The following is a 25,451-nucleotide window of genomic DNA, read 5'->3' on the forward strand; positions in this document are numbered from 1 at the left end:
GCAGGCGGAGCTGGCGGCCGAACGCCAGGCGCACGCTGCCACGCAGGCCCGGCTCGAGGCGGGGCGAACGGAACTGGAGGCGGGCCGACGCCAGCTGGACGCCTTGCGCACCCAATTCTCGACGGAGCTGGAGCGCGCCCGCGAGGCGGTGACGCTCGCGCAGGAACGCGCCGAGGCCAGCGAGCGGCGCAGCTTGCGCGAACTGGACCAGGAGCGCACCGCGCGCCAGAAGAGCGAGCGCACGGCCGAAGACCTGCGCGCGGAACTGGCGGCGGCGCGCAGCGAGGCCCGTGATGTGGCCGTGGCGCAGGCGGAGAGCCGCGCCAAGCTGGAAGCGCAGGCCGCGGCGCTGGCCGACCGACTCGCAGAGGCCGAGCAGGCGCAGCGCCAAGCGGCGGGCGATCTTGATGCCATGCAGGCGGAGCTCGCCGCAGCGCAGCGCCGGGCCGAGCGGGCCGAAGCGGAAGCCGCGCTCGCGCGTCAGTTGCTGGCCACCCTGCGCGTCGCGCCGCGCGAACGCGACGGCGGTGGCGGTGGTGGAAGGCGGCGCAAGGGCGGCCGTTCGGCGGCGACCGCGCCGGAAGCGCAGGGCGACGGTCAGGGGGACGCTCAGCAGGATGAACTGGGCGAAGCGCAGGGTGAAGAGCGGGGCGACGCGCCGGGGGCGGCGCCCCCCAACCATCAGGACGAAGGCAACGACAGCAGTGACGGCAGCGATGACAGCAAAGACTGAGCGGGCGGACGCGAATCCGCTGGATCCAGGCGCAGAGGGGCGTAGGCGAGAAGCGAATGACACGCAAGAGACAAGGTCTCACCGTCCATGGGATTAGGAAGCGTCTGCACGGGCAGTGGCTTCAATGAAGGAGAACAAATTGGCCCCAGAGCAAGAAGTTGAACCCCGTGTCGCGAGCAATGCGACGGACGGACTCGGTCAGATGGAGCTTCCCATCGCTGAGGCGATGCGCGACGCGGATCCCGCCATGGGTGAAGCCAGTGGTGCAGGCGTCGGTCGTGGCAGCGTTGACACGCAGGCCCAACGCTTGGACTTCTGGTCGACAAGCCGGGATAGCGGCCCGACGGCGACCGTGTCCTATCGGCGCCGGCGGTCTTACGCCCCCCCGGACGCTTCAACGGAAGACGTGGCACCGGAAGCATCGAGGGAAGCTGCCGCCTCGGCAGCGTTGACGGAATCCGACGCGCCGGAAGCGCCCATGGAAGCCATGTCCTCGGCAGCGACCACGGAAGCCGTGGCCGAAGCTCCGGTTGAAGTCCTGGCCACGGACGAACCGATGGAAGCTGCCGCCCAGGACGAACTGACCGAAACGGCCGCCCCGGTAGCACCGCTTGACGCCCCAGCTCCGGAAGCTGCGCCGGAAGAGACGCGGGCCCCTAAGCGCGGTCAGAAGCCGAAAGCGCTCACCGAAACTGCCGCTCCGGAAGCTGCGCCGGAAGAGACGCGGGCCCCGAAGCGCGCTCGGAAGCCGAAAGCGCTCACCGAAACTGCCGCTCCGGCAGCTGCGCCGGAAGAGACACGGGCCCCGCAGCGCGCTCGGAAGCCGAAAGCGCTCGCCGAAACTGCCGCTCCGGAAGCAGCGCCGGCAGAGAGGCGGGCCCCGAAGCGCGCTCGGAAGCCGAAAACCCTAGCCGAAGTTGCCGGTCCGGAAGTCACGACTCAAGAGACCCCATCCCGGAAGCGCGGGCCGAAGCAGATAACTCTGCCTGGAGCGCCGACTCAGAAGCCGCAAACCCGGAAGTCGCGACAGGAGCAAAAAACGCCTACCGCAACCCAAAGCCCGTCCCAATCCTCACTGCTCGCTCAACTGGCATCTGTCAATGCGCAACTTGAGCAGTTGCGAGCCACGGAAGTGCCAAAGGTCGTAGAGGAGATTCGGCAGTGGATGCAGGAGTACGACCTCAGCATTGAGGACATTGCGGGCAAGCCCAGTGTTGCGCCCGCTGCCCGCGCTGCTCCGACCAAGACGAAGGCCGCGCCGCCTCCGAGGTACCGCAACCCGAAGACGGGCCAGACCTGGTCGGGGCGCGGTCGGGCTCCCGCGTGGATTGGCAAGAAGCGCGAGCGTTTCCTAATCGATCTCTTGTCCTGAACGACAGGTTGGCGGGCGCGGCCGGTCCGCCCATTCCGACTCGCAAACTCGGCAGGCCGGAAGTTCGGCGGCCACTGTGCAGGAAGCCCAAGGGGAAGAGCCGGGCAACGAGCCAGGGCCGGCGGCGCTGGCCTAACAACCAGGACGATGGCAACGACAGCAGTGACGGCAGCGATGACAGCAAAAACTGAGCGGGCGGACGCGATCCGCTGGATCCAGGCGCAGATGGACGACTACGGGCTCACCCTCGAAGAGCTCGACGCGGCGGGGTGCTTCGCGCCACCGCCCCCGCCACCGGCCGCACCGCCGCCGCCGGTGGTCTGCTACCGCAACGCGGAAGGGCTGACCTGGGATGGGCAGGGCGAGATGCCGTCGTGGCTCAAGCGCGCGGTCAATGCGGGGCAATCGGTGGAGTTTTACCGGGTCGGGTCCTTGTAGCGCCCCATGCAATCGGCCTTGACGCTGCCGGCAGGACGCGTAGAATCTGGACCGTTGGGTGCTGCAAGGTTCCCGATAATGGTTGTGAACCTTCTTCTTGAAGGCCTTCTGGACGGCGGTTCGATTCCGCCCAGGTCCACCAGAAGCGCATTGCACGGATAGTGCGCTTCTGATGGGCCTGACCTGGTTTCGACAGGGGGAGATAGGGTCGTGAGGCAACTCGTCAGAGAAGACGTTAAAACTAAATCGAAGTAAATGCTAACGACGAAAAGTTCGCATTGGCCGCCTAATAGCCGCCTTGGGTTGTAACTGACCTCGAAACAGAAAAGTTACTGACAAGGGCTCCTTCGGGGGCCGTTGTTCATTTGAGGGCTTGGCATCGATGGCAGCATGGGGTCATCGTACTTTCCATGCAAAAAGTGGCGGTAGCAGACAGCAGAGCCGCCCGCAGCAAGGTTTCTCGGCGCAATCAATCACACACCGACCGAGCATTGTAAGTTCTTGATAAGAAAGGGCTTTCTGGAGCATACCGCCAGAAAATGCACGGAAAGTACAACTACCCCATAAGTGGCGATAGACTATCTCGTTGAACGTGCCACATGGGGTGAGGATGAACCAAGGCGAAAACGCGAGCGAACGAGACGTTGAGGGATTGGACGAGGGCTCCGGCGATGGATGGGGCGAATACCCTTTAGATGCGGTATTCGTTCGGACGGAGACTCGCTCCGTTTCCGAGGTCGTCAAGCGCATACAAAATCAACGCTACGTTCTTGATCCGGACTTTCAGCGAGATTTCGTGTGGCCAAATCCGAAGCAGTCCAAGCTAATCGAGAGTTGCGTGATGCGCATCCCTCTCCCCGTTTTCTATGTTGCGGAAGCTCTGGACGGTCGGATAATCGTTGTCGATGGCCTGCAACGTCTGACCACCTTCGCTCGTTTTCTAGGTGACGAGTTGAAGTTGACTGGTTTAGCGAGCGACAACGTAGGACTAGGTGCTCACGTGCTCGAGGGAAAGTACTTCAAAGACTTGCCTCTCAACTTGCAGGAACGTGTTCAGGATACGCAGCTCACTATGTATATCTTGGATGCAAAAGCCCCCGAGCGAGCGCGACTCGACATCTTCGAACGGGTGAACAGTGGTGAACCGCTTACGCGTCAGCAGATGCGAAATGCGCTTTATAACGGACCGGCGACCCAATGGCTTAAGCAAGCGGCCGAAAGCGACGCGTTTCGCTCCGCGACGGGCCAGTCTCTCAATGCGAAAACCATGCGCGATCGGGAGGCTATCAATCGGTTCTGTGCCTTCAAACTTCTTGGCCGGAAACAATACACTGCTGGAGACATGGATCGGTTTCTTGCCGAAGGGCTAAGAGCACTTACACGTCTTAGTCAAGCAGAGAGGGAAGAACTTTTATTCTCCTTCGAGAGAGTCATGGCCTTGAACCGAGCCTTATTCAGCGACCATGCGTTTCGTAAATCCCTCGCGTCGCAAAACCCAGGCGCCGGGCGCAGTGTCATTAATATCTCCCTGTTCGAAGTATGCTCCGTCACGATGTCTGATGATGGCTTTTCGAATCTCGAATCGCGGCACGACGCCCTACGTGAAGCCATCGTTGACCTTGTCCGAGACGAAGAATTTGCACGCGCAATTACCTATTCGACCAACAGCACTGCAGCTGTTCAAAAGCGTTTCGAGGCAATGGAATCCACTCTCTCGAAGGTGGCGCAAAAATGATTAAGACGCTCGATATCGAGAATTTCAAGTGCTTCTCAAGTCTGCGCTTGCGTTTCGGCGCTTTAACTCTGCTGACTGGCTTCAATGCTGGCGGAAAATCAAGTGCCGTCCAGCCGCTGCTCCTCTTGGCGCAAGCTTTGCGGACATCGGCATCAGCACAAAAGTTACCTTTGAATGGTCCAATTGTGCATTTAGGCACCGTTGGTGATGTACTGCCGGCGAATGCTTCTGGATCAAGTTTGGCTTTCAAGGTTGCAGGCGTGGAACACGAGGTCACGTGGACGACCTCGGCTCGCGCGAGTGAAAGACATCTCGAGGTGACTGAATCACGCATTTGCGATGTTGCCGGTTCAACGAATACGCCGCCTACCGAAGCCATTAAGGAGCCCTCGACTGAGGTTTGCCGTTCGATTACAGGGCTTTCCTACCTGAGCGCCGTGCGCGATGGCCTTACCGACGCTTACCCCATGCCCGAATCTGATGAGGAAGTGACAGATGTGGGCGCTGACGGTAGGTTTGCTCCGTACTGGTACGATCGGTATGTTGACGATGAAGTGCAAGTTGCGCGTCGACATCCTGGCGAGCCTGCGAGTTCCCTTCGCAAACAGGTTGACGCTTGGTTAGCTACGCTCTTTCCTCACGCACAAGCTAATGTCCATCACGTCCCCCAGGTATCACTGGAAAGCCTGCAGTTTCGCATTTCCGATTTTGGAGCCTGGCGGAGACCCGCCAACGTCGGCTACGGATTTACCTACGCTTTCCCTATTCTCATTGCTCTGCTAGCAGCTAACGATGGGCAAATGATAGTGATTGACAGTCCGGAGGCTCACCTGCATCCATTTGCCCAGTCGCAAATGGGCCGACTGCTCGCCCACTTCGCAGCTGCCGGCTTACAAGTTGTAGTAGAGACCCACAGCGACCACCTGCTGAACGGTGTGCGCCTCGCCGTGAAAGAAGGCCTGCTTCCACCGGATGAATTATGCGTCCACTTTTTTAGTGGAACGACAGAGACCGGACACGGGGTACTAACGCTAGCTGTCGATAATGAAGGTCGCATCGCCAGTTGGCCAGAAGGATTTTTTGACCAGTCTGAAAAAGACTTGGCTCGGCTCTCAGGTTGGGAGTGAGGATGCGCTGGTATATCAATGATGCTTCTTTGCAAGGCCAATACAATGACGTACCTGAATTCCTCGCACTGCTACAGGGTCTCTTATCCTCAAGAAGCAGATTCGCTGTACTGAAGTCCGCCCTACACACTACACGAGCTCTCCCCCATCGAAATGTGACGGTCAGCCAGACACTTCGTGAAGTCTTGGCGGCGACAAACCTAGCCGATCTGCGCAGGGCCGTGTTGATATGGCTTGATCGGACAGGGCCGTTCTTGGATGACGATCGCCAGCCTGAACCGGAAGATTATTTTGAGTGTCTGGGTGTCGACGTTACTAACACCGGCTTGGGGGAAGCGACGAGGCGCATCAAAGCAGGTAATGAAGCTACTGCGTTTAGTTTTCCGGGTGGTGTGATCGAGTTTGGGAGATCACCGCTTCCAGTGGATCATGGCATTGCGGAAGACCGTCGAGGGACTTACGAAGTCGAAAACCTCTGGGCGCTTGATAGCCTCGCGACTTCCGCCATGAACGCTGGAGTGGAGCCGACCAACTGGCAACAGCTTGTAGTGGCTGCGCGCGAGAGATTTCCCAGACTGCACATTCCCAATAGTCTCTATGAGAATAGTGTACTTGCCAAGGAACCCTTTGAGGCACCGATACGGGACCGAGCAATGGCACTCTTCAAACACCTTGATGACTATATGGCCGGGCGTATGCCTGATGGCTCAGAAGGCCCCAACGCTCGCGCTATTGTCGATCAGTTCTTCACTGGGGATAGAGCTCTATTCTCGGGGGAATCACCTACAAATAAACGCACATTCAAGCAAGAGATGACCTTTCCCGATCCGGACGATGCAAGCAAGGAGATATTTGCACACTGGCATGGGAAAATCAGCCACCGCTATTTCCGATTGCATTTCGAATGGCCGGTTGCAGTCGATGCAACGAGGCTGAAAATCCTCTATCTGGGGCCCAAGATCACGAAGGACTGACCCCCTTACAGCCATTTCGATCTGGCAGGCCGCGAACGAGGCCGCCACCGGGGAGCTCGCCACGCTGCGCGCCGAGGCGCGGCAATCCATCGAGGTAACCCAGGCGGCGCTGGCGGCGGAGCGGCAGGCGCACGCCGCGACCCAGGCCTGGCTCGAGGCCGGCCGCACGGAACTGGAGGCGGGCCGGCGGCAGCTGGAGGCATTGCGCACCCAATTCTCGACGGTGCTGGAGCGGGCGCGCGAGCAGGTGACCATTGCCCAGGAACGCGCGGCAGAAGAGCGAGCGCGCGACGGAGGAGTTGCGCACAGAACTGGCGGCGGCGCGCCACGAGGCGCGCGACGCCGCGGTGGCGCAGGCCGCGGCGCTGGCCGACCGGCTCGCGGCCACCGAGCAGGCGCAGCGCCAGTCAGCCGGCGACCTGGACACCGGTGCAGGCGGCGCTGGCCGCAGCACGGGGCCGGGCCGAGCGCGCCGAAGCCGAGGCGGCGCTCGCGCGCCAGCTGCTGGCAGAATTGCGCCTGGCGCCGCGCGAGCGCGACTGCGGGGTTGGACGGCGGCGCAAGACCGGCGGCGCGCGGCGCCGACCACGACGGAAGCACAGGGCGAAGAGCAGGGGGCGCCGGCGCGGCCCGGCCACCCGGATGACGGCAGCGACAGTACCGATAGCAGCGATGACCACGAAAACTGAGCGGGCGGAGGCGATCTGCTGGATCCAGGCGCAGATGGCCGACTACGGCTTGACCATGGAGGAACTGGGGGCGGCGGGGTGCTTTGATCCGCCGCCGCCCCCTCCGTCCCCTGCGGCGGCGCCGGTCTGCTACCGCAACGCGGAAGGGCTGACCTGGGACGGGCAGGGCGAGATGCCGTCGTGGCTAAAGCGGGCGGTCAATGCCGGGCAGAGCGTGGAGTTTTTCCGGGTAGGATAAGGCGCGCCTCTTGTTGATGCGGTTAGACAGCACGAAGCTCAACGCCATGATCGAGGAGGGGGAGCGCTTGATCAACCCAGACGAAATACACGCGCCCGGGTCGGGCGACGAGCTTGTTTATCCGCCCGCATTGACGTTGCATGGCGGTACCGAAGCGATGCTGACTTTCGCCCTGGACGGCATGGGCGTCCTGCGCCACGTCGATGCGGTACCAAACGGCAAGCAATGTGGTTGCGTCTGCCCCGCCTGCAACGAGCCACTGATCGCCCGCCATGGGGCCGTGCGGGCTCACTCGTTCGCGCACGACTCCGGTGCGGAATGTCGGTGGGCACACGAGACTGTGCTTCATCACCTGGCCAAGGTACTGATTGCACAACGAGGGGAGTTTGCGGTACCGGGCGTTGACGTGGTGGTTGAGCGCCAGGGCCCGGTGATTCCGATTCGGGCCAGGGGATCACTGCCGGGACGGACTATCTATCCGCAATCGGTCGCCTTGGAGCACTTGCTCTTTGACGTGCGGCCCGACGTGGTGATCACCTATGGTGACCGGCTGCTGCTCGTCGAGATTGCCGTGACCCATAAGGTTGGGCAGTCGAAGCTCGCCCGCCTGCAAGAACTCGGTCATGCCGCGGTCGAGATCGATCTGAGTCGCCAGCGACCGTCGACGGTTGGCGAACTGGCGGCGGTGCTATTCCGGAATGATCCTCGCAAGAAGTGGCTGGTGAATCGAAAGCAGGACGAGCTCCGCGCACGTCTGGAAGCCCAATGCGAAGCAGATTATCAGAAGCACCTCGAGGAGACGCGGGCTTTCGAGGCAAGAGTCGCAGCGTGGCGGTCCAAAGAAGACTGTGTTGCCAATAGCTTCAAGGAGCAGACTGCCGAGCCGCTGCGCGTAGCAGAACCATCATTGGCAGCGCGTACCTCTTTGCCGGGCGTGCGGTACGCGGTTAGCGGAGGCGCGCTCGTCTTGTACAACGGGGCTGACAATTGTCTCCGGATCGCTATCGAGGGACAGCCGGAGGCGTTACGCGATGCCGTTGAACAGTTGAGCTTTGGTTCCGACGCAGTCGGCTATGCCATGACGAAATCGGCATGGGCTCGCCTGATGAGCGAGCAAGGTCATCGGTTTGGCACCATTACCAACGACTATGAACCACCCAGTGAGGGGACGGCGTGAATGAGATGCCAGTGGCATAGGGCTTCGTCGGCGAGGTTAAGGTCATAATCCTTGGTCTGGCCCGCCAAGGGCCCAACGTGCATGCGGTGGGCCTTGTGGCCTGTTCGGGCACGCCGCAGTCCTAGTCATTCACCAACAGCTCCGGGGAGTGTTCCGCGGGTGGGGGCCCGGCGTGATGAAGTCATAGACCAACGCCTGACCACGACGCCGCGCTGCAGGCTGACCTGGCCGCTGATGTGGCGGAACTGCGCAGCCGCTTTCCCGAGACCCGCGCGCTGTACCGCGAGGTCTGCGGGCTGCTGTTCTTCCGTTATGGCGTCACGCCCACCGCCAACAAGCCCTACAGCCTGGTACGCAAGGGCAGCATGGGCACGCCGGCCGAGGTGCTGCAGGCGTTCTGGCAGGAGCTGCGCGGGCGCACGCGCGTGACCATCGACCACCCCGACCTGCCGGATGCATTGAAGGACATCGCGGCCGGGGCGGTCCGGACCATCTGGCAGGCGGCCAACGAGGCCGCCACCGGGGAGCTCGCCACGCTGCGCGCCGAGGCGCGCGCGGCCGCCAGCGCCGCCGAGGCCGAGCGCGCCGCGGCGCGGCAATCCATCGAGGAAACCCAGGCGGCACTGGCCGCCGAGCGGCAGGCGCACGCCGCGACGCAGGCCCGGCTCGACGCGGGCCGCGCCGAACTGGAGGTTGGCCGGCGTCAGCTGGAGGCATTGCGCACCCAATTCTCGACCGAGCTCGAGCGCGCCCGCGAACAGGTGGCCATCGCGCAGGAACGGGCCGAGGCCAGCGAGCGGCGCGCGTTGCGCGCGAACTGGACCAGGAGCGCCGCACGGCAGAAGAGCGAGCGCGCGGCCGAAGACCTGCGTACGGAACTGGCAGCGGCGCGCCACGAGGCGCGCGACGCCGCGGTGGCGCAGGCCGAGGCCCGCGCCCGGCTCGAGGCCCAGGCCGCGGCGCTCACCGACCGGCTCGCGGCCGCCGAGCAGGCGCAGCGCCAGTCAGCCGGCGAGCGGGACACCGTGCAGGCGAAACTGGCCGCGGTGCAGCGCCGGGCCGAGCGCGCCGAAGCCGAAGCGGCGCTCGCGCGCCAGCTGCTGGCAGAATTGCGCCCGGCGCCGCGCGAGCGCGACGGCGGTGGGGGACGGCGGCGCAAGACCGGCGGCCCGGCGCCGACCGCGCCGGAAGCCCAGAACGAAGAGCAGGGGGCGCCGGCGCGGCCCGGCCACCCGGATGACGGTAACGACAGCAGCGACGGCAACGATGGCAACGAACACTGAGCGGGCGGCCGCGATCCGCTGGATCCAGGCGCAGATGGCCGACTATGGGCTGACCCTGGAGGCACTGCAGGCGGCGGGGTGCTTTGAACCGCCGCCGCCCCCTCCGCCACCTGCGGCGCCGCCGGTCTGCTACCGCAATGCCGAAGGGCTGACCTGGGACGGGCAGGGCGAGATGCCGTCGTGGCTCAAGCGGGCGGTCAATGCCGGGCAGAGCGTGGAGTTTTTCAGGGTCGGATAAGAGCCATCAAGGACAAAGCTGGGTACCGGAGTGCTGAAATATTTCAGCAAAATCAGAGGCTTGCCCAGGATGTGGCGGCTTTTTACGAATCCCGGGCGACCCTCAAGTACGCAACCGGTCGTTTTCGGACAGTCGTTCCCCCGTCACGTCAGGATCGTTGGGACAAGCATAAGCAGGCGGTATGGGCTCGATACCGCAGAAGGCAATGCTTAGGGCAATGGCGTGTCGTGATGTATCCTCTTGAACTTTATCGACATTCTTAGGGTACCGGCGATGGGGGGGAGTCTTTCTACGGATGACGTACTGACAGTTTCGGAAGTGGCTGAGTACCTCAAAGTCAACGAACGCACCGTCTATCGCCTCGCTGCGGCAAAGAAGATCCCGGCATTCAAGGTCGGGACCGCCTGGCGATTTAAGCGCGCGGAGCTGGATGCCTGGATTACGGCTCAGAGCCAGCCCCCAACAAAAGAGTAACGCCCGTGATTACTGCCTATCACGCCAAGTACTTCGCCAGCGAGCTGAGCCGCCGCTACTCCGCGGCGGACTCTGAGAAGCTCGCCGGAACGCTTCTTGACGCCCAGGTCGACCTTAACCCGCACCAGCTCGAGGCGGCGCTTTTCGCGTTCAGGTCCCCCCTCTCGAAGGGCGCGATTCTTGCGGACGAAGTCGGCCTTGGAAAAACAATAGAAGCGGGGCTCGTGCTTGCCCAGAAATGGGCAGAAGGCAAGCGACGGATCTTAATCGTAACGCCCGCGAATCTTCGCAAGCAGTGGACGCAGGAGATGGCGGAAAAGTTCTTCCTGCCTACAGTGATCCTCGAGGCAAAGAACTACCTTCAGCTCCAAAAGTCCGGGGTACGACGCCCGTTCGAGCAGCCTTCGATGGTGGTCTGTTCATACCAGTTCGCAGCGAAGCACGCCGAGGAACTAATGACGACCCGGTGGGACTTGGTGATCATGGACGAGGCCCACCGACTTCGGAATGTCTACCGACCCGACAACAAGATCGGCAATACCCTGAAGCGGGCATTGGCTAACGCACCGAAGCTCCTGCTCACCGCGACTCCGCTCCAGAACTCTCTCCTCGAGCTTTATGGACTTGTGAGCATCATTGACGACTACGCCTTCGGCGACGCAAGGAGCTTCAGGACTCAGTTTGCCCGGCTTAACGGCGACGGGAATTTCAACGAGCTGAAGGCGAGGCTTAAGCCCGTCTGCCACCGTACTCTCCGCCGGCAGGTACTCGAGTACATCCGGTACACGAACCGGATTCCGATCACAGAGGAGTTCGTCCCGTCCGACGTCGAACACACCCTCTACGAGATGGTTTCAGACTACCTACGGCGCCCCTCCCTATACGCTCTTCCGAGTTCGCAGCGACAACTGATGACGCTGATCCTCCGCAAGCTGCTCGCGTCGTCGACCTTCGCCATTGCTGGCGCCTTGGAGTCCCTCGCCAACAAACTCCGCAAACAGCTCCCTGGCAACGCGTCCGCCGCCCGGTCCGGCGACGGCATTGAGGACGACTTCGAGGAGTTCGAGGAATATGCCGACGAATGGGGTGCGGACGCCCAGCCAGAACCGCTTACCGCGGAAGACGTGGCATCAATTGACGAGGAGATAGCGTCGCTCGAGGAGTTTCGGGCCCTCGCGGTCTCAATCTCGGAGAATGCGAAGGGCATGGCGCTTCTGAAAGCGCTCCGCGCAGGCTTCGAGAAAGCTAGAGAGCTCGGGGCGGCCGAGAAGACCATCGTTTTCACGGAGTCGCGGCGAACGCAGGACTACCTGGTGTGCCTGCTTACGGAGAATGGGTACGCCGGTAAGCTGGTGCTGTTCAACGGGTCGAACTCCGACAAGAAGTCGAAAGCCATCTATGCCGAATGGGTGGAGGCGAATAAAGGGACTGACAAGGTCACCGGCTCCCGCACCGCTGACATTCGTGCAGCGCTTGTGGACTATTTCCGCGATCACGCGACAGTCATGATCGCGACGGAGGCAGCGGCCGAAGGCATCAACCTACAGTTCTGCTCGATGGTGGTGAACTACGACCTCCCTTGGAACCCTCAGCGGATTGAGCAGCGAATCGGCCGATGTCACCGGTACGGGCAGCGTTACGACGTCGTAGTGGTCAATTTTCTGAACAGGAAGAACGAAGCCGACCGGCGGGTCTTTGAGCTCCTCTCTGAGAAGTTTCGGCTGTTCTCCGGCGTCTTCGGTGCAAGCGACGAGGTTCTCGGCGCAATTGAATCGGGAGTCGAATTCGAGAAGCGCATCGTCGCTATCTACCAGAACTGCCGTACCCCCGCGGAGATCGAAGGCAATTTCCGACAGCTCCAGGAAGAAATGGATGCGCACATCATCTCGACGATGGAGGACACACGGCAGAAGCTCCTCGAGAACTTCGACGCGGAGGTCCATGACCGCCTGAGGGTCAACTTGGACGAAAGCCGGTCTTACATCAATAGGCATGAATCGATGCTCTGGGCGCTAACGCGCCGCGAGCTCGAGGACAAGGCTGACTTCGACGCGGAAGAGCTCCGTTTCCGGCTTCTGGCCAACCCATTTCCAGAGCAAGCGATCCCCGTCGGCGCATATGCACTCGCAAAGGACCCGGGGAAAGCACACCGGTACCGGATCGGGCATCCGTTGGCCCAGGCGGTGATTGCCTCCGCGGCCGGGCGCCCCCTTCCTGAGGCCACGATCGAGTTCGTCTATTCGGACCAAGCGAGGAAAGCGGCCAGCATCGAGCCTTTTGTCGGGATGTCCGGCTACCTCCTCGCGACGAAGCTATCAATCTATGGGGCGGACGCCCAAGACCATATCATCTTGACGGCCATGACTGACGGCGGATTGGCTGTCCCGGAAGACACAGTCCGAAGGTTTCTTGAAATCCCCGCGGAGATCGTCCGAACCGTAGAGATCGACGGCGACGCAACGGTTCGCGACGCTGCCAATCGCCGGAAGAATGAGATCCTCGAAGGGCTCGCGGCCCAGCAGGCGGTCTGGTTCGATGAGGAAATGGAGAAGCTCAACGGCTGGGCAGAGGACAAGCGCCGAGGGCTCAAGGCGGAGCTCAAGGACTATGACGACCGGATCAACGAGCTCAAGAAGCAGGCGCGCTGTGCCCCGACGCTTCCTGAGAAGCTCGAGGTCCAGAAGAAACTGCGAGACCTCGACAAGAAGCGCGACGAAGCCTGGCGCGAATATGACGGTGCTGCCAAAGACGTCGAGTGGCACAAGGACGAACTTCTCGACCAAATCGAGGATCAGCTCCGGCAGACGGCGGCGGAAGAGGTCCTTTTCTGCGTGCGTTGGACGGTCAGGTGATCCGCCCTCCGAATTGAAGACATTTAAATAAGATTGGCATGAACGACATTTCCAGAAAACTCCCCGTTCCGCTCGATGGCGGCGCTCTCGACATTGCCGCAGATAAACGCGCCCTGCTCCGTGACCTTTTCCCGTCGGTCTTTACCGAGACAAAGAACGATCACGACGAGCTCGTCTTTAGTGTCGATTTCGAAAGGCTGAAGGCGGAGTTGGGGGCCTTCACGGAGGTCTTCGAATCACGAAGGGAGCGTTACGGGATGGACTGGCCGGGCAAGAAGGACTGCTTGAAGACTATTCAACACCGGTCATACGCCACACTCAAACCCGTTCCGGAGGAGTCTGTTCGGTGGGACAGCAGCGACAACCTCTTTATAGAGGGTGACAACCTCGAGGTCCTCAAGCTCCTGCAGAAGTCGTACTACGGCAAGGTCAAAATGATCTACATTGACCCGCCGTACAACACCGGCAATGAGTTTATCTACCCTGATAACTACTCCGAGAGCCTCGAGACGTATCTCGCCTACGCGAAACTCACGGACGAAGAAGGCAAGCGTTTCGCCACGAACACAGCGAGCGAAGGGCGCTTCCATACAAAATGGCTCAACATGATGTATCCGCGTCTTTACCTGGCGCGTAACCTTCTTACCGAGGATGGGACGATTTTCGTGTCGATCGACGAGCACGAGATCGAGAACCTCAACCGGTTGATGGACGAGATCTACGGAGAATCGAACCGTATCGCCACCATTGTTTGGAAAGGCGCCACAGACAACAACCCGACTAGGGTTGCCGTTGAGCACGAGTACATCGTTTGTTTCGCGAAGGATATCTCCAGATGCCCCGCCGTTTGGAAGAGCCGGGTAAGCGACGCAAAGGACATGATGCTAGCCAAGTACGAAGAACTGCGCCCCGTGTACTCCAGTCCAGGGGTGATCCAGGAACACTTCCGCCGATTCATCAAGGACAACTCCGAATCGCTCGCGTCCATCACGCACTACAACCTAGTCGACAATGACGGCGTATATACAGGATCTCGGAAGGTCCATAACCCGAAGCCGGGCGGATATGTCTACCGGGTCGAGCATCCTGAAACAGGCGAAAACTGCGTCTTGCCAGCTAATGGGTACCGATTTCCCGAGGAGCGGATGAAGGAGCTTATTCAGCAGAAGAAGATCATTTTCGGTGACGACCATACCCAAATCGTACAGATCAAGGAATACCTCAAAGACTTCGAGGAGAAATTGTCGAGCGTCATCCACTTGGACAGTCGTGCCGGCGCTAACGAGATCGGCCGTCTGCTGGGAAATCGAAAGGTGTTCACAAACCCCAAGCCTTACGAACTGCTCGCGTACATCTTCGATTTTCAGTTAGACAACGGGGACATCCTTCTCGATTTCTTCGCCGGCTCGTGCGCGTCGGCCCAAGCCGTCATGGATTTGAATGCCAGGGATGGGGCCAAACGCAAATTCATCATGGTCCAGCTTCCCGAGCGCTTGGACGCGAGCGTCAAGGAGCATAAGGAGGGGCTAAGTTTCTGTCGGGACAACGGCCTTCCTGAGAACATCGCAGAAATCAGCAAATCGCGCCTGCGGCGCGCCCTCGACCGCTATTCCGGAGAGGATGCACGCCAGGCAGAGCTTACTTCTTCCGATGCTGACCTCGGTTTCCGCGTTTTCAAGTTGGACAAGTCGAACTTCCGCCGATGGCAACAGATTGGAGCGAACGCTACGGTCGACCAGATCGCTGAACAACTTGAACTCCATGTCGAGCACGTCGATCCCTCGGCCTCCCAGGAAGCCCTTCTCTTCGAGATCCTGCTGAAAGCCGGCTTCCGCCCAACGGCGAAGGTAGAAACCGTGGAGATGGCCGACCTTCCCTTGTATTCAGTAGCAAGCGGCGCGCTACTGATCTGCCTAGCCCACAGGATCACGAAGGAACTGATCGATGCTGTCGCCGCAGCAGAACCGATGCACTTCTTCTGCCTCGATTCGGCCTTCGGCGGCAACGACCAGCTAAAGGCAAACGCTGTTCAGACCTTCGCCGCGCGCAACCAGGGCCGCGAGAAAGCCTCGCAGATCGTATTTCGCACTGTTTAACCCAGGGCTCTACGATGAAGCTCAAATTTGACTCAACGCTGGAGTACCAGCACGACGCGTTCAACGCCGTAACGGACCTGTTCGAGGGAATGGCGTTCAGCCAGGATAGCCATTCCGTCACGCTCGGAACGGAAACGATGTTCGGCGGCGAACATGCCGAGCTTGGGATCGGCAACATAATGCCGTTGGCTCCGACGCAATTTCTTGCAAACTTGCAGTCTGTCCAAGCACGCAACAACGTTCCGAAATCCCGAGCCTTGATCGAAGAAGGCGGCCCGTACGATTTCCCGAATTTCTCCATTGAAATGGAGACCGGTACCGGGAAGACCTACGTCTACCTGCGCACTGTGTTTGAATTGAACCGCCTCTATGGTTTCCGGAAATTCGTCGTCGTCGTCCCGTCAGTCGCGATTCGCGAAGGCGTCACGACTTCTCTCGTGCTGATGCGGGACCACTTCCGAGATTTGTATGACAACGTCGCGTTCGACAGCTTCGTGTACAACTCGAGGGATCTGAGCCGCGTCCGGCAGTTCGCCGTAAACAACGAGATCCAGATCATGGTGATCAATATCCAAGCCTTCGCGAAGGATGCGGAAAAAGCTGGAAATGTGATCCATCAGGAGCAAGATCGAATGTCGGGCCGCAAGCCGATCGACTTCGTGCGGGCAACGAACCCGATAGTCATAATTGACGAGCCGCAGAGCGTCGATACCACCGCGAAATCCCAAAAAGCGATCGCTGGACTAAATCCGCTCCTCTGCCTGCGCTACTCGGCGACGCACGTCCACCCGTACAACCTGCTCTACCAGCTCGACCCGATTCGGGCATATGACCTCCGGCTAGTCAAGCAAATCGAAGTCGTGGATGCGAATCCCGTACGGGACTTCAACCGGACGATGGTCCGCCTCGACTGGATTGGTTATCCGGGAAGGGCCAAAACGCCTCAGGCCAAGGTCACGGTTTTCGAAGATACCTCGAACGGACCGCGGGAGAAACCAGTCACGCTCAAGCACGGCGCGGATTTATCCTTGTTCACAAACCGCTCCGACTACGAGGGGTATCAGGTCACCAACATCAGCGCCGAACCGGGAAGCGAGTATATCGAATTTGGAAATGGGCAGATCCTCGAGCTATCGCGGGAAACGGGGGGCATGGCCGACGAGCGCATGAAGAATCAGATTCGACAAACCGTCGAAGAGCACTTCGCCAAAGAGAAGAAATTTAAGGCGCTCGGGATCAAGGTCCTGTCGCTGTTCTTCCTCGACCAGGTCGGCAGCTACCGCCAGTATGACGACGAAGGGAACCGGTGCAATGGAAAGGTCTCTCAGTGGTTCGAAGAGATCTATGCAGAGGTCGCTGCCAAGTCAATTTACCAGGGCGTGCTCACCTACTCAGCCGAGCAGGTTCACGACGGCTACTTCTCGGCAGACCGCAGGAAGGGCAAGGTCGTCACACTTCTGGACACGAGCGGCAGCACCGCCAAGGATGACGAGACGTACGAGCTGATCATGAAGGACAAAGAACGGCTGCTCGACCCGGAGGAGCCACTCCGCTTCATCTTCAGTCATTCGGCACTCAAAGAAGGCTGGGATAACCCGAACGTCTTTCAGATCTGCACACTCCGGGAGATGGGAACTGAAAATGAACGCCGCCAGACGCTCGGCCGCGGACTTCGCCTTCCCGTCAACAAAGACGGGGACCGGATCTTCAACGAACAGATCAACCGCTTGACGGTCATCGCGAACGAGTCTTTTCAAGACTACGCCAAGGGCCTTCAGGCCGACATTGAAAAGGCCATCGACCCGGACGGAAGTTTCCGTTTTGGTCGGGTTCCGAAACTGGCGTTCACTCCTCTGCTCAACCCGGAAGGAACTGCCCAACTCACCGAGGAGCAATCCGAGGCAATCTGGAAGCACCTTGTGTCCAAAGGGTTCCTCGACCGAAACGGCGACTTCGAAAGTGCCTTCAAGCCGAATTCTGAAGGCTTCACCCTGAATCTACCCCTGGATTTTTCCGCCGAGGGATTCGAGGCTGCCGTGGTAGGCCGTCTCAACCGATTCGTCCCCCGCGACTTCGTTAAGGACGCCCGAATGCGCGAGTCAGTCAAGTACAACAAGCGGGTCGAACTCAATCCCGAGTTCCAGATTCTCTGGGAAAAGATCAGTCGGAAAACTCGCTACTCGGTGGAATTCCAAACCGACGAGCTGATCGCGAAGGCTATCTTAAAGATGCGAGACATGCCTGAGATCAAGGCCGTCCGGATAGAAGTCACGAAACGATCAGTCGACATCACCGAAGCCGGGGTGGACGGCGGGCTCGTGACGAGCAACCGCACATATGTCGTGGCCAACGAGCAGCCGCTTCCGGACATACTTGCATTCCTTCAACGCGAAACCGAGCTCACGCGCGGAACGCTCGTACGTATCCTTAAGGATTGCGGACAACTCAACTACTTCGGGATAAATCCGCAGGCCTTCATGACGGAATGCGCCAAGCTAATCAACCGAGCCCTCCACGAACTTATTGTTGACGGGATCAAGTACGAGCCGATTGCCGGTCAGGCATACGAAATGCGCCTGTTTGAAGAGGCAGAAGTTGAGGAATACCTCGACAGGCTGTACGCGGTGAAAGAAAAGGCCGGAATTCTCCCGGACGGCACCGAAGTGCCAAGGACGCCGTATGACTGGATTTCTTTCGATTCGGAAGTGGAGCGGACGGTGGCCGAACGGCTCGACGGGGATCCCCAAGTAAAGTTCTTTTGCAAGCTCCCGCGGGGATTCAAGGTTCCGACGCCGATCGGCAACTACAACCCCGACTGGGCGATCGTCCTCGAGGACGATGGGAAACTTTACCTTGTCCGCGAAACGAAGAGCACGCTCGATTCCGACAAGCTCCGCGACAGTGAGAACCGGAGAATAAAGTGTGGTAAAGCACACTTCAAGGCGCTCGGCGTTGACTTCAAGGCGGCGACGAACATCCATGAGGTACTGACTGGAGCTGCCTAATTCGTCGCGCCGCGCTCTGCGGCGCTAGTCGCTCACAGTAACCCGTCAGCACCATGAAAGTGATTGCGGGCGATTTACCCAGAATGATCGACGAGAAGGCAGCATGGGTTGGAAGGCGGTGTTCCAGTTCGATAATCAAACGTCCGCGGCGGCGATGGAGCAGCAGGGGTGCGCGGCCGAGTTCAGCGGGGCTACCCACCGCACAAAAAGGCGGCGCAACTGGCGGAGTCAGGGTGGCGAGCAACGTGGGCCGCGGTGGATTAGCAAGCGAGCGTGTAGGGAAGGGACGAACTTCGCATGCGGCTCAATGCTGACCAACAGCAGCAAGTCCAACTGGACCCTCGAAGAATTGCAGTGGACCCTTCATCCAGAAGGCGACACGAATGGGATGGCATGGCGCGATGGTTCCTCGATCAAGTTCATCAGCAACCCGCCCTGCTTAAGAAGGGCCAGCAGCATCCTACTTGAAACGTTCGTACGGACCGGCCATGGAATTCGTTCCCGCTAAGAATGCTACCGCTACTTGCGTAGCCGCCCGCTTCGAGCCCGAAGTGCACCAATTCGGACTCTGTTGGCCGCAGCTGTCGCCTCGTCATTTTTTTGAGCAGAGTGTTGAAAAACCTCTGCCTCCGAGAGAACCTGGCGGCCTACAGCTTTATCATTTAGGGACGGCAGTCCGACAAAACATGAGAGCGAGAGGGTAATTTGCAAAAATCGTCGAACAATCAGTCTACATTTGGGAATTCGCTGAGTGGGAGGCTGCTAGCTGATTTGCGTCGTGCGAACACCGAGGCAGCTAAGAAGGAGCGGTTCTTGCAATATCTCTCCGCCGTCTTCGCGCACGACCTCGGTGCGCAGGAACTAATCGCCGCACTTTCACTCGGTGCTGAGAGGACCGTAGCCAACGTTGTTCGTGGCGGCAAAGCGAGCCGCGGCCGGGCAGACACCCAGACGAATACCGTCATTGTGGAATGGGAAAAGGACCTGTCGCGTACCGGTGAGCACGCTATGGAACAGCTAGAGGAATATCTTGCGGGTAACTGGCGCTCCGGTCAAGAATACCGCTTCATTCTTATCGCAACCGACGGAATCAAGTGGCGAATATATGCCCCTGATTGGTCCACCTTGGAAATGGGGCAATTCTCTCTAACATCAAATTATTCACTCCGAGAGATTAGAAAATTTGATCTAACCGAGGAATCCCTGGGCGAATTCCCGTTTTTTCTCGATGAAATTCTGTTCGCATCTCAGCCAAAGATTGCGACCCTAGAAAGTATCCGTTCCGATTTTGGTGATACGTCATCTACGTTCATCAATTCAATCAGTTTCTTATTTGACTGCATTAAAGATTTTTCTCACCACTCAGAACTTCAGGTGGCACTTGATCAGTGGAGAAAATTTCTTAGCGTTGCTTATGGACGGTTCGATGCTTCACCGGGAATGTTCCTCGTTCACACGTATCTATCTATTTTTGCAAAATTAATCGCGTTTTCGGTCATAGCGGAGGAAACCGCCAGAGGGGATCAAAGAGTTAAATCCATCCTCAGCGGAAAGGAATTCGCGAAATTTAACGTTGAAAGATTTATCGAGGACGACTTCTTTCATTGGGTAAACGCTGAGCCCTATTTTTCCCGCCTAAAACCTGCCTTCCGCGAAATTAATAATCGGATCGGCGAGTACGACTTGACTGATGTTCGGGAAGACATTCTCAAGGGTGTTTATCAAGAACTTGTTGATTTAGATACTCGTCACGCACTCGGAGAATATTACACACCGGACTGGCTGTGTGAAAAGATCGTCGAAGAAACCCGATTTACCGAGACGTATCGAGTATTAGACCCCGCATGTGGCAGCGGGTCATTCCTGCGCGCCGCAATCGCGAAGATGCGAAATGAATCGCCTCAGATTGACGCTACCACAATATCGAGAAGAGTTGTGGGAATCGACATTCACCCGCTTTCGGTACAGATCGCAAAAACGACGATCATCATCGCGATGGGGAAGCTGATTGCCCAATCAAATGACCCAGTAACGTTGCATATTTATTTGGCAAACTCCCTACTGGTCCCGGAAACATCGGCCGACTTATTTGAATCCACATTCAAAGTTAGCGTTGACAACCGTCAGTACTCTCTAAATGTGGCTAGAATAGCCGGCCCAGATGAATTTGATTCCCTCATTACATTTTGCGACGATCTGGTGAGACAGCATGAAGGCTTGATTGCCCAATCGAGGTTTTTCAAGCTGGCGACTTCCGCATTGGATGGGGCTACCGACCAGCTCAAGCACGATTTGTATTTCGTGTACAGGGGCATGAAGGAAGCAAGCATTAACGGGCGCGACTCGATTTGGAAGTTTATTCTTCAAAATAGCTATAAGCCTGTTTTCTTGCGCGGTCAGTTCGATCTAATTTTGGGAAATCCGCCATGGTTAACGTATGCGGACGTCACCAATTCCGATTATCAACAGATGCTAATGGGATTGGCAGATCACTATAACGTCACCCCCCCAAAAAGGGCTGATATCCCACACCTCGAAATCGCCGCGATCTTTGTTGCACACTCGGTCAATTACTTTCTGAAACCTAGTGGAACACTTGCATTCGTACTGCCAAGGAGCTTCGTTTCTGCTTCCCAACATGAAAATATTCGGAGAGGAACCGTAAGCAGCCTCGAGTTAAAGGAATTGTGGGACTTGAACGACGTAAGTCCACTTTTCCGTGTTCCCTCATGCGTTATGTTCTTCAAACACAGCGCATCGGATAACCTCCGGCGGCGAGTTTCTCTTCCGACTTTTCCTGGGAAGCGACTGGAAGGAAAGCTACCTCGCGAGCATCTACATTGGGGGAACGCTACAAGATTCATCCGCCTAGAAGACGTTTCATGGCACTTGTCTACGTTAGGTGCGTCGGGCGCACGCTCGGCGTTTACTGTGGGCGGGTCCACGCAGTCAATAGGCACTAATGCATATGAGAAGAAATTCTCGCAAGGGGCGACGGTTGTTCCACGCAATTTCTTTTTCATTGATCTGGAAACGGATTATGATGGTGGCGGCTTTGTCGGGCGCACTTGGTCTGTCAGAACCGCCACGGCAGCGGCCCGAGAGGCAAAGGCGCCTTGGAAAAACCATTCCCTAACGGGTCGAATTGAGGGCGACTATATCTTCAGGACAGCCATCGCAAACAATCTCGTACCCTTCGCGCTTTTCTCCCCCCCCATCGTGGCACTTCCAATTACTGAGAATGGGTCAGATCAGGAAGCCACTTCATTCAGTCTCTTAAATAATGCCGATCTTTTGGGTAGGCGTTCAAGATACGCCGCGGCTTGGTTCTCTGAGGCAGAACACCTCTGGGATAAGCACCGCACGGAGAAAAATAGGAAAAACGGAATTGGACTGCTTCGATGGCTAAATTGGCAAAACAAATTGACCGATCAGAATCCATCTGCGCGATACCTTGTTATCTATACGTCTTCGGGACAAGATGCCTGCGCCGCGGTGGTAGACCGACAGGATTTTGATGCGCCCTTCATTGCCGAACACAAGACATATTGGGCTGAGTTCGGGACCAGAACAGAAGCCGACTATGTGTCAGCATTCATTAATTCTGATTTTGCTAACTTTCAGATTAAGGATTTTCAATCTAGAGGACTTTTCGGAGCGCGTGATATTCATAAGCTGATCGTAAAGGTACCGTTCCCTCGATATGACGCCAGCAATGAGATGCATAAGCGACTCTCTGCACTTGGCCGGAAGTGTGGTCAGTCGATCAGCACGTACCTTGAGAAGGAGATCGCCCATGATGCATCCGCCCGAGGACTTGGACGTTTACGAGCTCGGATTCGGGAAATGCTGTCTGGAGAGATGCAAGAAATAGACGAGATCGTATCGGTGCTGTCTACAGGACGATCCATTGACGCTGCGGCTCGCCGAGGAAAAAAAAGAAGCCGCCAGCCCCGATTGCCTGGACTGTTCGACTAAGCGGGCTGATTGGCGCAAGTGGATGTCTGGCGTAATTGCGCGCCCGCCCAAGTAGCGCCAACAGTTGGGGCACGCCGCGGCTGGCTAGGGTAGTCGTGCCTGCAGCCGCGTCGTACGCCTGATTGGATTAGATATGCGAGCTCTCGACGACAGCAGCGCCTCCAGCATTGAGTCAGACGATCTAATCCTTCGGCTTCCATGACAAGGCGGCCGACGTGCGTCTGCGCCAGCAAGGGGTCATCGTACTTTCCATGCAAAAAATGGCGGTAGCGGACCGCAGAGCCGCCCGCAGCAAGGTTTCTCGGTGCAATCAATCACGGGCCGACGGTGCATCCGTAAGTCCTTGATAGCCAAAAGCTTTCGGGGTCATACCGCCAGAAAATGCACGGAAAGTACGATGCCCCCACCTTCAGTCCAGTCGCTAACTGTTTGCCTGAGCGGGTCAGTCCAGAACTCGATCGACTGCGGAGAACATACCCCGCCTGGCCTTCGCGCGGGCGATGGTCATTTCCCGACTCGACAGCCTCGAGCCAGGCGAGATCACAGCGATGCTTGATCTCCACGAGCGGCTATCGGCCGGCTAACGCTGGAGGGCGGCTGCGGTGCCGGCTTGCTGAGACGGCGATCCGGGCGCTTCCAACTCAGCTTCGCCAAGAAGCGGCGCCATGCCGACTGCGGCTGAGAGAACAGCCAGCGCTCGGTGTCGGCGCCGTCTTTGCGTCCGAGGACCGCGACAAGGGACTCGACGGCCAGGCAGTATTTCTCGTAATCGTCTTCGGTCATCGTCCGGTCGATAGCGGCAGGTTTGCTGGCCGCGACAAGACGGATGTAGTTATCCGCAGCGATCGCGAACACAGGCTCGCCGTCTGCACCTACAGTCCAGTTGGCCCGGTTCAGCGCCAGGATGGACTTGGCGAGCCACTGGTCCAGGATATAGGCGCCCGAGCACCCGAAGAAGAACATCACCTTCGTAAAGAAGGACGGGCCCATGCCTTCGAGTTGGGCGGACGCGATCAAATAGCGAAATGCACGGTAGGCCTGCCGGCGAGTCATCGTCGGCAGTTTTTTGGCGAGCGCTTCAATGGCAGGCACGCACGCCCAGAGGGCGCAGCCGGTCGCCTTCCTGCGGGACCTTCCGCCAAACGCCATCATCGCTGCGAAGCGCCACTTGAAGGGGACATCAGTGCGTGCGCAGAAGTCGAGGAGTTCGTACCGGTTCAGAGGGCGATAAAGCTCGGGAAAGCCAGATTGTTTGGCGGCCTCCAGAATCGACGTTTCGGGCAGCTTCAGCCGTTCGAGCCATTCGATCGCCGACAAGGCGATCCAGTCCACCGGATCATGGTCCGGGTCCAACAGACGCTCGAGAACGTGCTGTGCCACCCAGATCGGAGGCTGGACTTGTGGCGTCGAATTTGCGGGGGTGGGGTGCGACAAAGGCATCGTTGTCTCCTTGCGGAAATAAGCCGATAGCTGTGTCGCAGGCACCATGCCCGCGATCCAAGACAGCCATCGGAAGGACTCTTGACGATGCGGGCGTAAGTGTGCCGGCATCGTCAAGAATCCTTCCTATATGGGCTATCGATTCGAAGGCCTGACGAAGTGTCAGACTGGGCTGTGCATGCCCTCTACACCAACTTGATGTAGTCGAACCCTATGGACCGCGATGCGGTGTCTTTGCCTGCTTCCCTAGGAAGGGAACGTAAGAATAGCCTAGTTCGCGGCGAAGTCAAGCCTGCCGCTCTGCGATGCCCGGGAATCTGGTGGCCCGCGCGTGGCAAGCGGGCCATCGCATCGGCGACTCAAGTGCCGCGACGCAGGGAGAACAGGTCGCGCAGTTCCGCGTTGCTGAGGCTTCCCAGCGACTCGTCGCCGGCTCCCACAGTCAAATCCGCAAGCGCGCCTTTGCCTTGAATCATCTCGTTGATCCGTTCCTCGAAAGTCCCTTGGGTAATGAAGCGATAGACCTGAACATTCGCATGTTGCCCAATGCGCCAAGCCCGATCACTGGCTTGATTCTCGGCGGCGCGATTCCACCACAAGTCGTAATGGATTACGTGGGAGGCGGCGGTCAGGTTCAAGCCCGTGCCGCCGGCCTTGAGCGTAATCAGCATGATGCGCTGCACCGGGTCGGTCTGAAAGCGCTCGACCATGGCATTGCGTTGGGTGGTTGTGGTGCCTCCATGCAGGAAGAGCGGAGCAAGGCCGTATCGCGACTGGTGCCAATCGGCGAGAATCTCGCCCATCTCCCGGAATTGGGTGAACAGGAGCACCTTCTCGTGGCGCTCATAGATGGAGTCGAGCAACTCAAAGAGCGCCTCGGATTTCCCCGAGTGCAAAACCCCAGACTTGAGATACTGGGTCGGGTGGTTGCAGATCTGCTTGAGTGCCATCGTCATCCGGAAGACGAGGCCGTGGCGCGAGATGCTAGCCTCCGCGTTTTCGAGCGCTTCCAGTTCGCTATCCAGCACCCTCTTGTACAGGGCCGCTTGTTCGTCTGTCAGGGCGCAGTAGCGGTCCTGCTCGATCTTGTCTGGGAGATCGTTGATGATGGTCTTGTCGGTCTTGAGGCGACGCAGCAGGAGCGGTGCCGTCACGCGTTTGAATTGATCCACGACGCTATGATCCCCGTGCACCTGGATCGGCGTCGCGAACTCCTTCTCAAACTGTTTCAGCGTGCCCAGGTAGCCCGGATTGACAAAGTCAACGATGCTCCAGTAGTCCGCCAGGCGGTTTTCCACTGGCGTCCCGCTCATGGCGATGTGGTTGGTGGCCGGGACGGACTTGAGCGCCTTGGTTTGTGCCGCGGCTGGGTTCTTGATGTTCTGCGCTTCATCGGCGACGAGCAGGTGCCACTGCATGCCGGCGAGCATGGCTGCGGACCGCCGAATCACCCCGTAGGTAGTAATCGTGACGTCCGGGCGGTCGGCCTTGAGCTCACGCTTTGCGCCGTGAAAGATGCCGTACGTGAGGCCGGGGGCAAAGCGCTGGATCTCTTTCGCCCAGTTAGTCAGTAGCGTCGTCGGGACGACCACGAGCGCCTTG

At 58.8% G+C, this 25,451-nt stretch carries 17 protein-coding genes, 1 other RNA gene and 1 pseudogene; 17 read left to right on the top strand and 2 right to left on the bottom strand.

Going from position 1 to position 25,451, the window contains the following annotated elements; all coding sequences use genetic code 11:
* The 17 genes and pseudogenes from MKD38_RS28760 to MKD38_RS28840 form a co-directional block, all read left to right on the top strand.
* A partial coding sequence (locus tag MKD38_RS28760; RefSeq protein ID WP_115671132.1) for a coiled-coil domain-containing protein occupies positions 1 to 733 on the top strand: 733 nt, incomplete at its 5' end.
* 124 nt (positions 734 to 857) lie between these two features.
* The gene (locus MKD38_RS28765; protein ID WP_012354854.1) at positions 858 to 2,105 is read left to right on the top strand and encodes an H-NS histone family protein; all 1,248 of its coding nucleotides are present in this window, start codon (positions 858 to 860) and stop codon (positions 2,103 to 2,105) included.
* A 174-nt stretch (positions 2,106 to 2,279) separates the two neighbouring features.
* A complete protein-coding gene (locus MKD38_RS28770; RefSeq protein WP_018003838.1) occupies positions 2,280 to 2,543 on the top strand; it encodes an H-NS histone family protein in 264 nt (87 codons plus the stop codon).
* Positions 2,544 to 2,547: 4 nt separating this feature from the next.
* Positions 2,548 to 2,907, top strand: a transfer-messenger RNA (tmRNA) gene (ssrA, locus tag MKD38_RS28775).
* 246 nt (positions 2,908 to 3,153) lie between these two features.
* Positions 3,154 to 4,278 (top strand): DUF262 domain-containing protein, encoded by a 1,125-nt coding sequence (locus MKD38_RS28780; protein ID WP_012354856.1) that lies wholly within the window; start codon positions 3,154 to 3,156, stop codon positions 4,276 to 4,278.
* Entirely contained in the window at positions 4,275 to 5,405 is a 1,131-nt protein-coding gene (locus MKD38_RS28785; RefSeq protein WP_012354857.1) for an AAA family ATPase, read from the top strand. Before MKD38_RS28780 ends, MKD38_RS28785 begins: the two co-directional genes overlap by 4 nt.
* Positions 5,406 to 5,659: 254 nt before the next feature.
* The gene (locus MKD38_RS28790; protein WP_145987457.1) at positions 5,660 to 6,379 is read left to right on the top strand and encodes an SET domain-containing protein; all 720 of its coding nucleotides are present in this window, start codon (positions 5,660 to 5,662) and stop codon (positions 6,377 to 6,379) included.
* Between the two features lie 16 nt (positions 6,380 to 6,395).
* Positions 6,396 to 7,068, top strand: a pseudogene (locus MKD38_RS28795) (DNA-binding protein); the annotation flags it as partial.
* Positions 7,052 to 7,306: an H-NS histone family protein gene (locus MKD38_RS28800; protein WP_012354860.1), complete on the top strand. Its 255-nt coding sequence runs from the start codon at positions 7,052 to 7,054 to the stop codon at positions 7,304 to 7,306. The pseudogene MKD38_RS28795 and the gene MKD38_RS28800, both read left to right, overlap by 17 nt.
* Positions 7,307 to 7,373: 67 nt before the next feature.
* On the top strand, positions 7,374 to 8,483 hold the full coding sequence (locus MKD38_RS28805; RefSeq protein ID WP_240074691.1) for a competence protein CoiA family protein: 1,110 nt from the start codon (positions 7,374 to 7,376) through the stop codon (positions 8,481 to 8,483).
* Positions 8,484 to 8,719: 236 nt separating this feature from the next.
* A complete protein-coding gene (locus MKD38_RS28810; RefSeq protein ID WP_012354862.1) occupies positions 8,720 to 9,766 on the top strand; it encodes a DNA-binding protein in 1,047 nt (348 codons plus the stop codon).
* Complete coding sequence (locus MKD38_RS28815) at positions 9,750 to 10,004, top strand: H-NS family nucleoid-associated regulatory protein (protein ID WP_012354863.1); 255 nt, start codon at positions 9,750 to 9,752, stop codon at positions 10,002 to 10,004. The genes MKD38_RS28810 and MKD38_RS28815 overlap by 17 nt, the downstream gene beginning before the upstream one ends.
* A gap of 273 nt (positions 10,005 to 10,277) precedes the next feature.
* Entirely contained in the window at positions 10,278 to 10,478 is a 201-nt protein-coding gene (gene mads1, locus MKD38_RS28820) for a methylation-associated defense system helix-turn-helix domain-containing protein MAD1 (protein WP_012354864.1), read from the top strand.
* Between the two features lie 5 nt (positions 10,479 to 10,483).
* Positions 10,484 to 13,330, top strand: coding sequence for an SNF2-related protein (locus MKD38_RS28825; protein ID WP_012354865.1), 2,847 nt, complete (start codon positions 10,484 to 10,486; stop codon positions 13,328 to 13,330).
* A gap of 38 nt (positions 13,331 to 13,368) precedes the next feature.
* Positions 13,369 to 15,426: a site-specific DNA-methyltransferase gene (locus MKD38_RS28830; RefSeq protein WP_012354401.1), complete on the top strand. Its 2,058-nt coding sequence runs from the start codon at positions 13,369 to 13,371 to the stop codon at positions 15,424 to 15,426.
* 14 nt (positions 15,427 to 15,440) lie between these two features.
* Positions 15,441 to 18,431 carry a restriction endonuclease gene (locus MKD38_RS28835; protein ID WP_012354402.1) on the top strand — a complete coding sequence of 997 codons (2,991 nt, stop codon included), beginning with the start codon at positions 15,441 to 15,443 and terminating at the stop codon, positions 18,429 to 18,431.
* A gap of 813 nt (positions 18,432 to 19,244) precedes the next feature.
* A complete protein-coding gene (locus tag MKD38_RS28840) occupies positions 19,245 to 22,409 on the top strand; it encodes an N-6 DNA methylase (protein ID WP_115671136.1) in 3,165 nt (1,054 codons plus the stop codon).
* Positions 22,410 to 22,949: 540 nt separating this feature from the next.
* Here MKD38_RS28840 and MKD38_RS28845 read toward each other — a convergent pair.
* Both MKD38_RS28845 and MKD38_RS28850 read right to left on the bottom strand, forming a co-directional pair.
* Positions 22,950 to 23,849 carry an 8-oxoguanine DNA glycosylase OGG fold protein gene (locus MKD38_RS28845; RefSeq protein ID WP_018003842.1) on the bottom strand — a complete coding sequence of 300 codons (900 nt, stop codon included), beginning with the start codon at positions 23,847 to 23,849 and terminating at the stop codon, positions 22,950 to 22,952.
* A 359-nt stretch (positions 23,850 to 24,208) separates the two neighbouring features.
* Positions 24,209 to 25,451 (bottom strand): DEAD/DEAH box helicase (locus tag MKD38_RS28850; protein ID WP_147298074.1); only part of this gene is annotated, 1,243 nt, incomplete at its 5' end.

The organism is Cupriavidus sp. WGlv3 (assembly GCF_023952475.1).
Taxonomy (GTDB): domain Bacteria; phylum Pseudomonadota; class Gammaproteobacteria; order Burkholderiales; family Burkholderiaceae; genus Cupriavidus; species Cupriavidus phytorum.

What these genes read in the sequence shown, in the direction of transcription:
- MKD38_RS28780 (WP_012354856.1), top strand. Translation starts at nt 3,154, where the DNA reads ATGAACCAAGGCGAAAACGCGAGCGAACGAGACGTTGAGGGATTGGAC.
- MKD38_RS28785 (WP_012354857.1), top strand. Translation starts at nt 4,275, where the DNA reads ATGATTAAGACGCTCGATATCGAGAATTTCAAGTGCTTCTCAAGTCTG.
- MKD38_RS28835 (WP_012354402.1), top strand. Translation starts at nt 15,441, where the DNA reads ATGAAGCTCAAATTTGACTCAACGCTGGAGTACCAGCACGACGCGTTC.
- MKD38_RS28830 (WP_012354401.1), top strand. Translation starts at nt 13,369, where the DNA reads ATGAACGACATTTCCAGAAAACTCCCCGTTCCGCTCGATGGCGGCGCT.
- mads1 (WP_012354864.1), top strand. Translation starts at nt 10,278, where the DNA reads ATGGGGGGGAGTCTTTCTACGGATGACGTACTGACAGTTTCGGAAGTG.
- MKD38_RS28815 (WP_012354863.1), top strand. Translation starts at nt 9,750, where the DNA reads ATGGCAACGAACACTGAGCGGGCGGCCGCGATCCGCTGGATCCAGGCG.
- MKD38_RS28770 (WP_018003838.1), top strand. Translation starts at nt 2,280, where the DNA reads ATGACAGCAAAAACTGAGCGGGCGGACGCGATCCGCTGGATCCAGGCG.
- MKD38_RS28765 (WP_012354854.1), top strand. Translation starts at nt 858, where the DNA reads ATGAAGGAGAACAAATTGGCCCCAGAGCAAGAAGTTGAACCCCGTGTC.
- MKD38_RS28800 (WP_012354860.1), top strand. Translation starts at nt 7,052, where the DNA reads ATGACCACGAAAACTGAGCGGGCGGAGGCGATCTGCTGGATCCAGGCG.
- MKD38_RS28845 (WP_018003842.1), bottom strand. Translation starts at nt 23,849, where the DNA reads ATGCCTTTGTCGCACCCCACCCCCGCAAATTCGACGCCACAAGTCCAG.